14 protein-coding genes and 1 tRNA gene are annotated in these 13,241 nt (G+C 66.3%); 12 read left to right on the forward strand and 3 right to left on the reverse strand.

The genetic code is table 11. The features are described from left to right. Positions 1-101 precede the first annotated feature (101 nt). From GTK09_RS11595 to GTK09_RS27440, 7 genes are all read left to right on the forward strand, one after another. Positions 102-377 carry a hypothetical protein gene (locus tag GTK09_RS11595; protein ID WP_163463328.1) on the forward strand — a complete coding sequence of 92 codons (276 nt, stop codon included), beginning with the start codon at positions 102-104 and terminating at the stop codon, positions 375-377. Positions 378-450: 73 nt separating this feature from the next. Then, positions 451-1,425, forward strand: coding sequence for a PQQ-dependent catabolism-associated beta-propeller protein (locus tag GTK09_RS11600; RefSeq protein WP_163463329.1), 975 nt, complete (start codon positions 451-453; stop codon positions 1,423-1,425). A gap of 55 nt (positions 1,426-1,480) precedes the next feature. Beyond that, positions 1,481-2,122, forward strand: coding sequence for a cupredoxin domain-containing protein (locus GTK09_RS11605; protein ID WP_203560991.1), 642 nt, complete (start codon positions 1,481-1,483; stop codon positions 2,120-2,122). A 126-nt stretch (positions 2,123-2,248) separates the two neighbouring features. Continuing rightward, complete coding sequence (gene pedB, locus GTK09_RS11610; RefSeq protein WP_163463330.1) at positions 2,249-3,046, forward strand: lanthanide ABC transporter ATP-binding protein PedB/LutE; 798 nt, start codon at positions 2,249-2,251, stop codon at positions 3,044-3,046. Between the two features lie 35 nt (positions 3,047-3,081). Next, positions 3,082-3,894, forward strand: a complete 813-nt coding sequence (gene pedC / locus GTK09_RS11615; protein ID WP_163463456.1) for a lanthanide ABC transporter permease protein PedC — start codon at positions 3,082-3,084, stop codon at positions 3,892-3,894. Between the two features lie 44 nt (positions 3,895-3,938). Continuing rightward, entirely contained in the window at positions 3,939-4,748 is an 810-nt protein-coding gene (locus GTK09_RS27435; RefSeq protein ID WP_246217861.1) for a hypothetical protein, read from the forward strand. 2 nt (positions 4,749-4,750) lie between these two features. After that, positions 4,751-5,167, forward strand: coding sequence for an ACT domain-containing protein (locus GTK09_RS27440; protein ID WP_312869802.1), 417 nt, complete (start codon positions 4,751-4,753; stop codon positions 5,165-5,167). Positions 5,168-5,276: 109 nt separating this feature from the next. Here GTK09_RS27440 and GTK09_RS11625 read toward each other — a convergent pair. The 3 genes from GTK09_RS11625 to GTK09_RS11635 form a co-directional block, all read right to left on the reverse strand. Then, a tRNA-Trp gene (locus GTK09_RS11625) sits at positions 5,277-5,352 on the reverse strand. 140 nt (positions 5,353-5,492) lie between these two features. After that, positions 5,493-6,332, reverse strand: a complete 840-nt coding sequence (locus GTK09_RS11630; RefSeq protein ID WP_163463331.1) for an FTR1 family iron permease — start codon at positions 6,330-6,332, stop codon at positions 5,493-5,495. A 5-nt stretch (positions 6,333-6,337) separates the two neighbouring features. Further along, positions 6,338-6,706, reverse strand: coding sequence for a cupredoxin domain-containing protein (locus tag GTK09_RS11635; protein ID WP_163463332.1), 369 nt, complete (start codon positions 6,704-6,706; stop codon positions 6,338-6,340). 414 nt (positions 6,707-7,120) lie between these two features. On the opposite strand from GTK09_RS11635, the gene GTK09_RS27990 reads away from it, so the two are divergent. The 5 genes from GTK09_RS27990 (at position 7,121) to GTK09_RS11660 (ending at position 13,224) form a co-directional block, all read left to right on the forward strand. After that, complete coding sequence (locus tag GTK09_RS27990; RefSeq protein ID WP_163463333.1) at positions 7,121-8,875, forward strand: sensor histidine kinase; 1,755 nt, start codon at positions 7,121-7,123, stop codon at positions 8,873-8,875. 189 nt (positions 8,876-9,064) lie between these two features. Further along, entirely contained in the window at positions 9,065-10,105 is a 1,041-nt protein-coding gene (locus tag GTK09_RS11645) for a magnesium transporter CorA family protein (protein WP_163463334.1), read from the forward strand. 164 nt (positions 10,106-10,269) lie between these two features. Next, positions 10,270-11,277, forward strand: a complete 1,008-nt coding sequence (locus tag GTK09_RS11650; protein ID WP_163463335.1) for an LLM class flavin-dependent oxidoreductase — start codon at positions 10,270-10,272, stop codon at positions 11,275-11,277. 112 nt (positions 11,278-11,389) lie between these two features. Then, complete coding sequence (locus GTK09_RS11655) at positions 11,390-12,640, forward strand: DMT family transporter (protein ID WP_163463336.1); 1,251 nt, start codon at positions 11,390-11,392, stop codon at positions 12,638-12,640. Further along, on the forward strand, positions 12,637-13,224 hold the full coding sequence (locus GTK09_RS11660) for a protein-S-isoprenylcysteine O-methyltransferase (RefSeq protein ID WP_163463337.1): 588 nt from the start codon (positions 12,637-12,639) through the stop codon (positions 13,222-13,224). Before GTK09_RS11655 ends, GTK09_RS11660 begins: the two co-directional genes overlap by 4 nt. Positions 13,225-13,241: the final 17 nt, after the last annotated feature.

A 13,241-nucleotide genomic window follows, 5' to 3' on the forward strand; every position in this document is an offset into this window, starting at 1 on the left:
TAAGCTAGCAATTCCATTGCTGGCGTTCTCCGCGACCCGTCTCTCCCAAAGGCGAGTTGCGGGGAACGCCGGGCACCGACGAACGAGACGGGAGGCTCGCTTTGACGACGATCGCACGCATCGGATTTGCCTGCGCATTCCTCTTCGCCACCGGCGCCGCACTGGCCCAGGAATCGGAAACGATCGAAGAGATGGCCTCGCCGGAGGAAGTCTCCAAGGTCGCCGAAACGCTCTCCAAGATCGGCTGCACCGCGCCTGCGGTCGAGAAGGAGAGCGACGATCTCTTCGAGATCGACGACGCGACCTGCGAAATCGGCCAGTACGACATCAAGCTGAACGGCGACTACAAGATCATCGTAATGTCGATCGACGAATGACGAGCCGTCGCGCATCCTGCGTGGACGAGCGGGGCGCGCATCCGCGGTCTGCTTCGGCTGATGGGAGGAATGATTGAGACGACTGTCACTTGCGGCTCTCGCCGCGACGCTCGCGCTGTCGGCAAGTCCGGCCTATGCCTACAAGGTCTTCGTGTCGAACGAGAAGGGCAACGACGTCACCGTGCTCGACTCGGAACAGGATTTCGCCGTCGTCGACACCTTCGACGTCGGCCAGCGACCGCGCGGCATCGCCGTCAGCCCGGACGGTAAGTCGCTCTACGTCTGTACCAGCGACGACGACATCATCAAGGAATTCGACACCGAAACCCATGCGTTCGTCCGGACGCTTCCCTCGGGCCCCGATCCCGAGCTCCTGGTTGTGTCCCCCTCGGGCGATCAGCTCTACGCCGCCAACGAGGACGACAATCTCGTCACGGTCATCGACCTCAAGAGCGGCGCGCGCCTCGCCGAGATCCCGGTCGGCGTCGAGCCGGAAGGCATGGGCGTGTCGCCCGACGGCCAAACCATCGTCAACACGTCGGAAACGACGAACATGGCCCATTTCATCGACCGCGACAGCCAGCAGATCACCGCCAACGTCCTGGTCGATTCCCGGCCGCGCTTCGCCCAGTACAAGAAGGACGGTACCGAGATCTGGGTGTCTGCGGAAATCGGCGGCACCGTCTCGGTGATCGACGCCGCGACCAAGGAGATCAAGCACAAGGTCACCTTCGAGATCCCGGGCATCCGCTCCGAGGCGATCCAGCCGGTCGGCATCCGCATCACCGACGACGGAACCAAGGCCTACATCGCGCTCGGACCGGCCAATCGCGTCGCCGTCGTCGATGCCAAGACCTACGAGGTGCTCGACTATCTCCTCGTCGGCCAGAGGGTGTGGCAGCTCGCCTTCTCGCCGGACCAGAAGTACCTCTTCACCACCAACGGCCTGTCGAACGACGTCACGATCATCGACGTCGCGTCGGACCGTGCCGTGAAGTCGGTTCAGGTCGGCCAGCAGCCATGGGGCGTCGCCGCCACGCCGGAATGATCGCGTGGGACCGTCTCTGCGCGAAATCGATGACAAACCACCGGGAGGAACTGCAATGAAATCACCATGGCTCGCCCTTATGGCCGCGCTTTTCGGCCTCGGCATCGCCCTGGCGCCGGCTGGCCCCGCCTTCGCGCAGCAGGCCGATGACGACGACGATGCCAAGCCTGCAGCCTCCGCGGCCGCCCAGGCGGACGACAACGATGATGATGACGACGACGACGGCGCTCAGGGCGCCAACATGGTGCCGGCGGCCGAAGGGCTGAAGATTCCTCCCGGTTCGGAAATGATGCCGGCGGCCGCCCTCAACGGCGACCAGATCGGCCTGCCGAAGAACAGCCTGTCCTCGCAGATCGTCACCCCGCTGATCCTCGGCGAAGGCGGCAAGCCCTTCACGGTCAACCACACCGACTTCTATCTGCGCGCCGGCCAGGCCTATCGCTGGGACATCAAGTCCGAGGGCGACATCGAGTACAAGTTCAACGCGCCGGACTTCTTCCGCAATGTCTGGATGAACCAGATCGTCATCGACGATCTTGAGATCCACATGGCCGGTGCACCCGCCTGGCTCGAATACGACGCTCACGGCACCATTACCGTGCAGTTCCAGACCGTGCGGCCGGGCCGCTACGACTGGCATGTCGGCGGCCTCGACGCCGAGCACGAGATGAAGGGCACGATCACCGTCGTTCCGTGATCCTCATAGATCGCACCGACGAAGAGGCCGCGGGTCGTCCCGCGGCCTTGCGCCGTTTCAAGCCTCTGCCTTACCAACTCGTTGCGCTATAATGAGGGCGAAGGCGCCGAAGAGAGCGATGCAAGCATGCAGGATGGGACTCTGAGCCACGCGGAAGCCCCCGGCATCCCGGCCCTTGCGGTCGAGCGGGTCAGCCATTCCTATGGCCAGCGCAAGGCGCTCGACGACGTCTCCTTCTCGGTGCCGCAGGGCTCCTTCACCGCCCTTCTCGGGCCCAACGGCGCCGGCAAGTCGACGCTGTTCTCGCTGGTCACCCGGCTGTTCAACGTCCGCCACGGCGCCATCCACATTCTCGGCTTCGACCTCAATGGCGAGCCGGGCGAGGCGCTGCGCCGGCTCGGCGTGGTGTTCCAGGCCCGCACTCTCGACCTCGACCTGTCGATCAGCCAGAACCTGATCTATCACGCGGCGCTGCACGGCCTGCCGGCCTCCGCGGCAAGAACGCGTATCGGCGAGATCCTCGCCACGTCGGAGCTTCGCACCCGGCTCAAGGAGAAGGCCCGCAACCTCTCCGGCGGGCAGCTTCGCAGCATCGAGATCGTCCGCGCCTTCATGCATCGCCCGCGGCTCATCCTGCTCGACGAGCCGACCGTCGGCCTCGACATCCGCTCGCGCGCGGCGATCCTCGCCGAGGTTCGCCGGCTGGTGAAGGAGGAAGGCGTCAGCGTCCTCTGGGCGACCCATCTGATCGACGAGATCGACCCCGCCGACCGCGTGATCGTCCTGCATCAGGGCACGGTGCGTGCCGAAGGCCCGGTGCCCGAGGTCGTCGCGGCGGAGCGGGCGAAGTCGATCGGCGACGCCTTCACGCGGCTGACCGGCCTCTCGGTGAGGGCAGAAGGTCTCGAGGAGGTGCGCCCGTGAGCGACACGACGCTCGAACGGACCGGTGCCGCGCCGATGCGCCGCGGCTTTCCGCTCTCGGCCTATCTGATCTGTGCCGGCGGCATCGTCTGGCGCGAGGCGCTGCGCTTCATCCATCAGCGCGAGCGCTTCGTCTCGGCGCTGGTGCGCCCGCTCCTTTGGCTGTTCATCTTCGCCGCCGGCTTCCGCCAGGTGCTCGGCGTCTCGATCATCGCGCCCTACCAGACCTACATCCTCTACGAGGTCTACATCGCCCCCGGCCTCGTCGGGATGATCCTTCTTTTCAACGGCATGCAGTCCTCGCTCTCGATGGTCTACGACCGCGAGACGGGCACGATGAAAACCCTGCTGGTCTCGCCGCTGCCGCGCTGGTTCCTGCTGGTCGCCAAGCTGTTCGCTGGCGTCGCCGTCGGCGTCGTGCAGGTCTACGTCTTCTTCGCCATCGCCTGGTTCTGGGAGGTGCAGCCGGACTGGCTCGGCTATCTGACGGCGTTGCCGGCGATCGTTCTCGCCGGGCTGATGCTCGGCGCGCTCGGGATGCTGCTCTCGTCGCTCGTCCAGCAACTCGAAAACTTCGCCGGGGTAATGAACTTCGTCATCTTCCCGATGTATTTCGCCTCCTCGGCGCTCTATCCGCTGTGGCGCGTCCAGGAGTCGAGCCCGCTGCTCTACCGGATCTGCCAGTTCAATCCCTTCACCCATGCGGTGGAACTGATCCGCTTCGCGCTCTATCAACAGTTCAACGGCGACGCGTTCCTGATCGTCCTCGGCTGCACGGTGCTGTTCCTCGGCGGGGCGATCGTCGCCTATGATCCGGCCCGCGGCCTGATCAGCCGCAAGCGTCAGTAGGCGGACGGCCAAGCGGTCGAACGAAAACGAATGGGAGGAACGTCATGAGGTCCGAAATCAATCGAGGACGGCTGGCGGCGGCATTGCGAGGTGTCTCGCTCGCAGCCTTCGCCGTCGCGGCGACTTTTGCGGCGGCGAACGCCCAGGACGGGGCGAGCCCGCGCGAGGTCCCCAAGGACTTCGTCGTCCCCGGCCCCGCGCCGACCAATGCACCAGCTGCAACCGGCAACGCGCCGAGCACTCCGCCTGCAGCTGAGGAAGTTGGCGGCGGCCAAAGCGCCAGGAACCCGATGGACTTCGCCAAGGCGCCCGCCGCGGCGACGACCGACTGGCCCTGCATGCAGCGGCGGGTCGACCAGATCTCCGCCGGCCAGATATGGGGGGGGCCGCCTCTGCCCGACGCAGCTTCCGTCGCCGCCGGCGACGAGATCGGCCGGCTGGTCGACGAGGTGACGGCGCGGCGACTGCCGCTCCCCGAAGCCGAGCAGGCCGTGAAGGACTATCTTGCCGGCCTCTCCGACGCCGAGCGCGAAGACAAGGCGAGTGCCTTCGTCGCCGTCATGCTCGATCGCTTCAATGCCGAGCGCAGCCAGATCATGCGCGGGATCGAACGCTACGGCGCCAAGCAGAAGGCGATGGCGGCGCGGCTGCGCGAGGAGACGAAGGCCTTCTCCACCAACCAGAACAACCCGACCGCCAATCCGTTGGAACTCGACGAGGCGCGTCAGCAGATGCTCTGGGACACCCGCATCTTTCAGGAACGCCGGCAGTCGCTGAGCTTCGTCTGCGAGGTGCCGACGCTGATCGAGCAGCGCGCCTTCGCCCTCGGCCGCGCGGCGCAACAGGCGCTGTGACGGTGGCGGCGGGAACCGGCAGAGCGGCAAGCTTCAGCGTCACGCTGCGCGTCCTTCCGGGCGAATACGCGATCAGCCGGCTGGAGCCAGACGCCGCGCTTCCCGATTGGGCCGACGGTCCCGGCTTCGTCTCGATCGCACGGACGGTGGACGAGCTCTCGATCCTCTGCGAGGCCGAGCGCGTTCCGCTCGGCGTCCGCTCCGAGCCCGGCTGGAGCGGCTTTCAGTTCGTCGGCCCCTTCGCCTTCGACGAGACCGGCATCGCCGCCTCGGTACTTCAGCCGCTGGCCGATGCCGGAATCGGCATCGTCCTCGTTTCCACCTTCGACACCGACTACCTGTTCGTGAAGACGGAACAGGCCGGCCGCGCCGCCGAAGCGCTCACCGCCGCCGGACACGTCGCGGCGCCGAGTGGCTGAAGACGCACGCGCCATGGTCCCAGGCCCGCGCTGCGTCATCAGCGGAACGCCGCTCGGCCCCCGTCATGTCGGCCCGTCATCTCGGACTGCTGAAACGTCGTCTGGAAAATGGCAGGGGCAACAGGGCTCGAACCTGTGACCTGCGGTTTTGGAGACCGCCGCTCTACCAACTGAGCTATACCCCTACGACCGGGCTGGAAATAAAGCCTCGGCGGGCGGGATGCAACAGCAATCTTCAGGCATCTACCATGCCGCACGGGGTGGCCGCGCGAAATCGCTCGGAACGCCGGCCGGGCCATGCTCTGCCAAGTCTCTGCTTCATGCCTCAGGCCGAGGCCCGCATGCCGCCGCGATGGCCGTCCCGCTCCTGGCCGGCAAACCAGCGTACGACGAGCATCACGGCGATCACCGCGAGATAGGCGGCGAGTTCGCTCGCCGAGGGCTGCGACGCATAGCCGACCAGGATGTGGGCGATCCGGCCGGGAAGGCTTTCTTCCGAAAGCACCGAACTCGTATCCCAGAGCGGCGTCACCCAGTCGTTCAGCCAGCCCCCTTGCGCCAAGAAGCGCATCGCCTGCGCCGCAAGCCCCGCCGCCAGCAGCGTGATCAGCGCAGTAAGGACGCCGAAGAGATGGCGCAGCGGGATGGCGATGAGGCCGAGATAGAGAAGTGCCGAGATCACCGCGCCGCCGGCGATGCCGAGCAGCCCGCCGCCGAGGATGCCGCTCGCCGTCGTCTGGCCGGCCGCGGCGACGCCATAGAGGAACAGCACCACTTCCGAGCCCTCGCGCAGGACGGCGACGGCGCAGACGATGGCGAGCGCCATCAGCGAGCGGTGGCCGGCTTTCACCTCTTCGCCGACGGACTTCAGCGAGCGCGCGAGTTCCCGCCCGTGGCTCGCCATCCAGGCATTGTGCCAGATCAGCATGACGACGGCGACGAGCAGTACGGCCGCATTCAGCGCTTCCTGGCCCGAGCCCTCGAAGAGATCGGCGATGGCCCCGGCGAAGGCGGCGACGAGACAGGCGCCGAGGAACCCGGCAAAGACGCCGCCGGCGACGTAGGCGCCGCGATGGGCAAGCCCCCGCGTCGCGGCCAGCACCACGCCGACGACGAGGCCCGCCTCGATGACCTCGCGAAAGACGATGACGAAGGACGCGAGCATGGCGGCTACTTCGCCGTCACGACGCCTCGGGCCGTCGCGGCATGATACTCGCCCATGAACATGTAGCGGCCCGGAACGAGCGGCTGGATGCGGATGATGCCGGTCTGGCCGCCGCCGACGACCTTCTCGACCCGAAGGTCGTGGGAGTCGAACTCGTCCGGAGTGGCGTCCTCGTTGGTCAGCTTGATCTGGAAGCGCTGATTGGCGGGAACCTCGATCTCGGACGGGGTGAACACGTGGTCCTTGAGCGTCATCTCGAAGGTCGGAACGTCGGCAGCCGCGGCGGACGAAACTGGCGAGACCGCGAATTCGGCGAGGCAGGCGGCCGTGAAAAGAGCGGTCCTGAAGAATGCAGCCGGGGAGAGCGAAGCCATGGGAGATCCTGATGCAGTTAAAGCTGACGGCACGGGGCGATCCACCCGGAGGATCGTCCCGCCTTTGCCGGCAAGAGATACACCCGCGCGGCAATGTCGACACTTCCGCTCAGATTAAATATTCGTCATATTTACAATCTGTCGAGCTTGGTGTTTCCCACCTTTCAAGGGATCGCGCACACGGATCGACGCGCCCCACGATCGCTTCTTCTGATGCCGATCGCGACCGGCGCAACAGCGGCCGCGTCCACCGCAGAGCTGCATGACACGGCAATTGTCGTGCAGGAATGCCCTCGCGCTTGTGGTAAATTTCGGCCGATTCGCTTAAGATGCTTTCCGAGTGGGGAAATTCGAGATTCAGCCGGCGCGGTGGCCCGTGATTGCCAAGCCCTCGCATGATTGGGAAAGGCGGTCGTGAGCGTTCACACGCGATCAGAGGGACAGGCCGGAGCCGGGCGGCAACGCAACGTCGCGCCGCCGGCGCGATGGCGGCGGCTGGCACACTGGCGTCTATGGCGCCGGAGGACGCTGCTCGTCCATCTCATCGGCTTCGCCCTGATCGTCCTCGTTCCGGCCCTGTTGTTCAGCGCCTATCTGATCGTCCAGTTCTCCCAGCAGCAGCAGGAGATCGCCGCCGCGCAGGTCAACGACACGGCCGACATCATCTCCAATGCCGTCGACCGGGAGATTTACGGCCTCTTGACCTCCGGCCGGGTACTGGCGGCTTCGCCGACCCTCGTCGACGATCGACTGGGCCAGTTTCACGATCGCACCGCGGCAGCGCTGGCCGGCACGTTCACGACGGCCGAACTCGTCGACCGCAACATGAACGTTCTTGTCGACACGCAAGCGAGTTTCCCGTCGGCCACCGAGCGTTTCGGCGACGAGGCTCTCGTCCAGAAGGTCCTCGACACGCAACAGCCGTCGATCTCCGGCATCAGCTTCCGCGAGAAACGCGGCGAGTTCGTCTATCAGGTCGGTCTGCCCATCAAATACAGGGCGAAGGTCAACTACGTCCTCGTCCTCTCCAAGGCCACGACGTCCTTCGAAGCGGTAATCGCAGACCGAAACCTGCCGAGCCGCTGGTCTGCAATCATCAAGGACGGGGCCGGCAAGCAGGTCTTCGCCGCGGTGACCAGCGACGGGGGGACGCGGGCGCGCCAGATCTCCTACGACAATCCCTCGATCATCGAGGCCATCGGCAATGACGGAATGGGCAACGACCTGATCCGGGCCTCGACCGTGTCGAACCTCTCCGGCTGGACGACGACGGTGGCCGTTCCGAGTGCCGTCATCGGCCGGCCGGTCATGCGCTCCTGGCTGCTTCTCGTCGGTGTCGGCGCGCTGCTTCTCGCCTTCTCCGTCGCCCTCGGCATCACCTTCGGTCGCCGGCTCGCCGATCCGATCCTGAAACTCTCGCAGCAGGCCGAAAAGATCGGCCGCGGCGACCCGGCGACGATGATCGCCACCGACATCGCCGAGATCGCCCAGGTCTCGAAGGTGCTGGCGCAGGCATCGCGCGAGCGGCGCGAGGCCGAGGAGCAGAACCGCTTCCTGATGCGCGAGATGAGCCATCGCGCCAAGAATCAGTATGCGCTGATCGCCGCGATCGCCCGCCGCGCCGCCAACGAGAGTGCCGACACGACGCAGTTTCTGGCGACCTTGTCCGAAGCGCTCAACTCGCTCGCCCGCTCCGCCGATCTTCTCTCCTCCGGAGGCTGGCACAGCGTCTCCATGGCGGAACTCGTCAAGACCCAGCTGCAGGCGTTCAAGTCCGGCAACGAGCAGATCCTCCACGACGGGCCGGCCATCTCTCTCAATGCGACGGCGGCGCAGACGATCGGGCTTGCCCTGCACGAACTCGCCACCAATGCCGCCAAATACGGCGCCCTTTCGTGCCCCGACGGCCACGTCGCCATCACCTGGACCTGCGGCGAGAAGCTGACGCTGTCCTGGCGCGAGAGCGGCGGACCATCGGTGACGCCTCCACGGCATTCGGGCTTCGGCACGCTGGTCACGCAGAAGATGACGGCCCGCGGGCTCGGCGGCTCCGTCGATATGGATTATGCGGCGACCGGTGTCGTCTGGGTGCTGACGGCCCCCCTCGACGCCGTGGTGCCGCGCCAGGAGGCGGCTGAGGGAGGCGAGGCCGCCAAGAGCGGCGACTGAACGCAGTCCGCATCCCCGCTTCTCGTTCACCTGCTTTTCATGCCAAGCTCGTAACCTTCGCTCGGTTCCCCGGGACGCCCCGAAGCGAACGCCGCCAGAGCCGTCAACGATGTTTGACCATGGTTGCGGTCCAATGCCCGAAGACACTGCAATAGCCGATTGGCTCAGGCGCCATGCGAAAGAGCGCGGATGATCGAAACCTATTCGTTCGACGGCACCAAGGTCGTCCATGAGACGGTCGGTCCCGGCGGTCTGCCCGAGAACGCCATCTGGATCGACCTCCAGTCGCCGACGTCGCAGGAGATCGCCGCCGTCGAGGCACGCTGCGCCATCGCCATCCCGACCAGAGAGGAGATGAGCGAGATCGAGGTGTCGAGCCGGCTCTATTCCGAGGACGGGGCCGACGTGATGACCGCGAGCGTCGTCCATGGCGTTCAGACCGGCGCCCCGGCCTTCGCGCCGGTCACCTTCATGCTCGCGCGCGGCCGGCTGATCACCGTTCGATACTCGGAGCCGAAGAGCTTCCGCATCTTCGTCGCCAAGCTTTGCCGGGATCCTGCGGCGCTGCCGCCCCACTACGACCCGACGGAAGCGGGCGAGGTGCAACGGGCTGCCGGCAAGGCGCCGACCGCCGAACAGCTGCTCATCGGCCTGCTCGAGACCGTGATCGATCGCGTCGCCGACCTTTTGGAACTGATCTCGTCCGACCTCGACCGCATCGGCGAAGACATCTTCTCCTCCTCGGCGAAGAAGAAGCCGACGGGCACGGCCGACTTCAAGAAGCTTCTGCAACGCATCGGGGCGGCGGGCGATCTGACCTCCAGGGTGCGCGAAAGCCTGGCCACGCTCGATCGACTGCTCCCCTTCCTGCAGCTCGTCCTCGACCGCAAGAAGGGCAACGGCATGAAGGACGGCAAGGCGCGGGTGAAGGTGATGGCGCGCGACATCCACTCGCTCAACGACTTCGTGTCGTTTCTGTCCAACAAGACGACGTTTTTGCTCGACACCACCGTCGGCATGATCTCGATCGAGCAGAACGCCATCATCAAGATCTTCTCGGTCGCCGCCGTCGCCTTCCTGCCGCCGACCCTGGTCGCCTCGGTCTACGGCATGAATTTCGAGCACATGCCGGAACTCGGCTGGGACTACGGCTATCCCTACGCGTTGGGCCTCATGGTCTTCTCGGCGGTTCTGCCGATGCTCTATTTCCGCTACAAGAACTGGCTCTGATCGGTCAGACTCGGCCCAGACCCGGGCTTGCTCGGGCGGGCGGCGCTGGACGTCGCGAAAGGTGAACGCTGCGGTCAGCCTCGGCTGCCGGCCTTCCCACCGGGACGGCGCATGGCCATGTGATAAGGCGAGCAGACACAGTTCATCCGATTCCGGAGCATGCGATGCCAGCCTTTTCCGTCCTCGACCTCTCGCCCGTACCGGACGGCTTCGATGCGGCAGACGCCCTGAAGAACTCCGCCGAACTCGCGCAGCTCGCAGAGAACCTCGGCTACAAGCGCTTCTGGATGGCCGAGCATCACAACATGCCGGGCATCGCCAGCGCCGCGACCTCGGTCGCCCTGACCTATATCGCCGGTCAGACCAGGACGATCCGCGTCGGCGCCGGCGGCGTCATGCTGCCGAACCACGCCCCGCTGGTCATCGCCGAACAGTTCGGCACGCTGGCGACGCTCTATCCGGACCGGGTCGATCTCGGCCTCGGCCGCGCGCCGGGAACGGACATGATGACGGCGCGGGCGCTGCGTCGCAATCTCGAGGCGAGCGACAGCTTTCCCCAGGACGTTCTCGAGCTGATGCTCTATTTCGAGCCGTCGAGCGCTGGCCAGAAGCTCCGGGCGATCCCCGGCGAGGGTACGCGGATTCCGGTCTTCATCCTTGGATCGAGCCTCTACGGCGCGCAGCTCGCCGCCCATCTCGGCCTGCCATACGCCTTCGCCTCGCATTTTGCGCCGGCCGCCCTCGACCAGGCGGTGGAGATCTACCGCGAGACCTACCGCCCCTCCGAGCGCCATCCCGAGCCCTATTTCATCCTCGCCGCCAACGTCTTTGCCGCAGAGACGGACGAGGAAGGCGCTCTTCTCAAGAGTTCGATGGAACAGGCCTTCGTCAACCTGCGCACCGGAAATCCCGGCAAACTGCCGCGCCCGGTCGAGGGATATTATCAATCGCTGGAAAGGCCGGCACAGGCGATGCTCGACGATGCGCTGGCCATTTCTGCGGTCGGCGCGCCCGCCTCGGTCGAACGCCAGATGACCGCGCTCGTCGCTCGCTATCGGCCGGACGAGGTCATTCTCACCGGTCAGATCCACGACCATCGGGCACGGCTGAAGTCCTTCGAGATCGCCGCCGGCGCGATGAAACGAATTGGTGCGGCGCGGCGGGCGGCCTGAGCCGCCCTCGCTCGCGCCAAGGCGCCGGGCCGGCGCAGGGGGCACTTTTTATTGCCGCCTGAGTGCGTTAGAGCCTCCTCCGCGGTCCAAACCACAGCGCCCGGGGAGAAGCATGATCACGCGCCGGCTCGTCTGCCTCTTTCCCGGCTTCGAGCCGCTACGCGGCGACGCCCATGTCAGGCGCTTTCGCCGCGGCGCCGAATCCGCCGCCGCGCTGTTCGACCTGACGGTCGGTCTCGAGGAGCCGGCCGGCGCGAACGGCCCAGGCGGTCTGTTTCCGAAGCTGAACGTGCGGCTCGGCGGCGCTGCGCCCGGCAATCGCCCCTGGCGCACCGACACCGAGATCGTCTTCTTCGACTGGGGCGATCTCATCCTGTCCTATGCGGCCCGGCCGTTCTGGCGGCGGTTCCTCTCGGGCTACGTGGCGCTTGCCGACTTCCTGTTTTCCGGCACGGTCTTTCGCTATTTTACGGTGAGCTGGCGCTACGGCCTGTTCTATCTTTACCCGATCGTCGTGCTGCTCGCCTCCCTCGCCCTCGGCCTTTGTCTCGGCTGGTTGGCGGCCAGCCTTGCGGCCGATCTCGGCCCATTGGCCGCGTCCCTCCTCGGCATTGCGATCGCCATCGCCGTCTTCGTCGGCCTTCTCCATCTCGCCAACAGGAAGCTGCACCTCCTCACGGCCCTCGACGACTGGGCGATGGCACGCGACATCTGCCGCCGGCGCAACACCGCGATCGGCGAACGCGTCCGCCTGCAGGCCGAGGAACTTGCCCGGCGGCTCGCCGATGGCGCGCAAGAGCCGGGCACCGAACTCGTGGTCGCCGCCCACAGCCTCGGCGCCGTCCTGGCGGTCATGGCGCTCGACGACGCGCTGAGCCGGCCGGATCTGGCGGGCTGCCAGCCGCACCTCCTCACCGTGGGTTCGAGCCTGATGAAGACGGCGCTGCATCCGGCGGCGCGCGATGAGCGCGCGGCGGTGAAGCGCCTCGTCACCGAGCGGCTCGTTCCCTGGACCGACTGCCAGGGACTGTCCGATCCGATCAACTTCTACAAGTCCAATCCCGCCACCTCCCTCGACATCGAAGAAGGCCGCACGCCGCGGGTGGTGCGCATTCATTTCAGGAAGCTGGTGAAGCCCGAGACCTACAAGCGCATCAAGCGCGACTTCTTCCGGCTGCACCGCCAGTTCGTCCTGCCGGTCGAGCGGCGCGCGCCCTATTCCTTCCACCTGCTCCTCACCGGTCCGCACCCGCTCGGCGACTTCGCCTATGAGGCAAGCCTCGACCGGCCGCCGCTGAAGCCGTTGCCGGGACCGCCGAAGGACGTCTCGGCTGCAGCCCCGGCGACGGGAGGCTCGGCATGAGCGCGGCGCTTTTCGGCAAGATCTGTTGGGTGCTCTTGGTCGCGGGCTGGTACGTGATCCGCTATCCGTTCGAGCGACGGGCAAAGCGCAGGCGTGTCCAGAAGACCGCACGGGGCCGGGCCGAGACGGTCCGCATGTTGATCTCTCTGTCGGGCCTCGGCATCCTGCCGGGGATCTTCGTCGCCACGGGCTTTCCGCGCTTTGCGACCTATTCTCCCTCGCCGGTCCAGACCGGTCTCGGCGTCGCCGCGATGATCGCCGCCCTCGTCCTCTTCCGCCTGACCCACAAGGCGCTCGGCAGGATGTGGTCGGTCTCCCTCGACATCCGCGAGAAGCACGAACTCGTCACCAGCGGCATCTACAGGCAGGTGCGCCACCCGATGTACACCGCCTTCTGGACCATGGCGCTCGCCCAGGCCCTGCTCCTGCCCAACCTCGTCGCCGGGCTCGCCGGGCTCGTCGGCTTCGGAACGTTGTATTTCCTGCGCGTCGGGCCGGAAGAAGCAATGATGGAAGAGACGTTCGGACAGGCTTACCGCGACTATCGCGCCCGCACCGCCCGGCTCGTTCCCGGCATCTACTGAGGCGAGGCCGGACCTTT

It is taken from the genome of Jiella pacifica (assembly GCF_010500815.1).
Taxonomy (GTDB): domain Bacteria; phylum Pseudomonadota; class Alphaproteobacteria; order Rhizobiales; family Rhizobiaceae; genus Jiella; species Jiella pacifica.

Coding starts and splice junctions, on each gene's coding strand:
- GTK09_RS11605 (WP_203560991.1), top strand. CDS start 1,481: ATGAAATCACCATGGCTCGCCCTTATGGCCGCGCTTTTCGGCCTCGGC.
- pedB (WP_163463330.1), top strand. CDS start 2,249: ATGCAGGATGGGACTCTGAGCCACGCGGAAGCCCCCGGCATCCCGGCC.
- pedC (WP_163463456.1), top strand. CDS start 3,082: ATGCGCCGCGGCTTTCCGCTCTCGGCCTATCTGATCTGTGCCGGCGGC.
- GTK09_RS27435 (WP_246217861.1), top strand. CDS start 3,939: ATGAGGTCCGAAATCAATCGAGGACGGCTGGCGGCGGCATTGCGAGGT.
- GTK09_RS11630 (WP_163463331.1), bottom strand. CDS start 6,332: ATGCTCGCGTCCTTCGTCATCGTCTTTCGCGAGGTCATCGAGGCGGGC.
- GTK09_RS11635 (WP_163463332.1), bottom strand. CDS start 6,706: ATGGCTTCGCTCTCCCCGGCTGCATTCTTCAGGACCGCTCTTTTCACG.
- GTK09_RS11645 (WP_163463334.1), top strand. CDS start 9,065: ATGATCGAAACCTATTCGTTCGACGGCACCAAGGTCGTCCATGAGACG.
- GTK09_RS11650 (WP_163463335.1), top strand. CDS start 10,270: ATGCCAGCCTTTTCCGTCCTCGACCTCTCGCCCGTACCGGACGGCTTC.
- GTK09_RS11655 (WP_163463336.1), top strand. CDS start 11,390: ATGATCACGCGCCGGCTCGTCTGCCTCTTTCCCGGCTTCGAGCCGCTA.
- GTK09_RS11660 (WP_163463337.1), top strand. CDS start 12,637: ATGAGCGCGGCGCTTTTCGGCAAGATCTGTTGGGTGCTCTTGGTCGCG.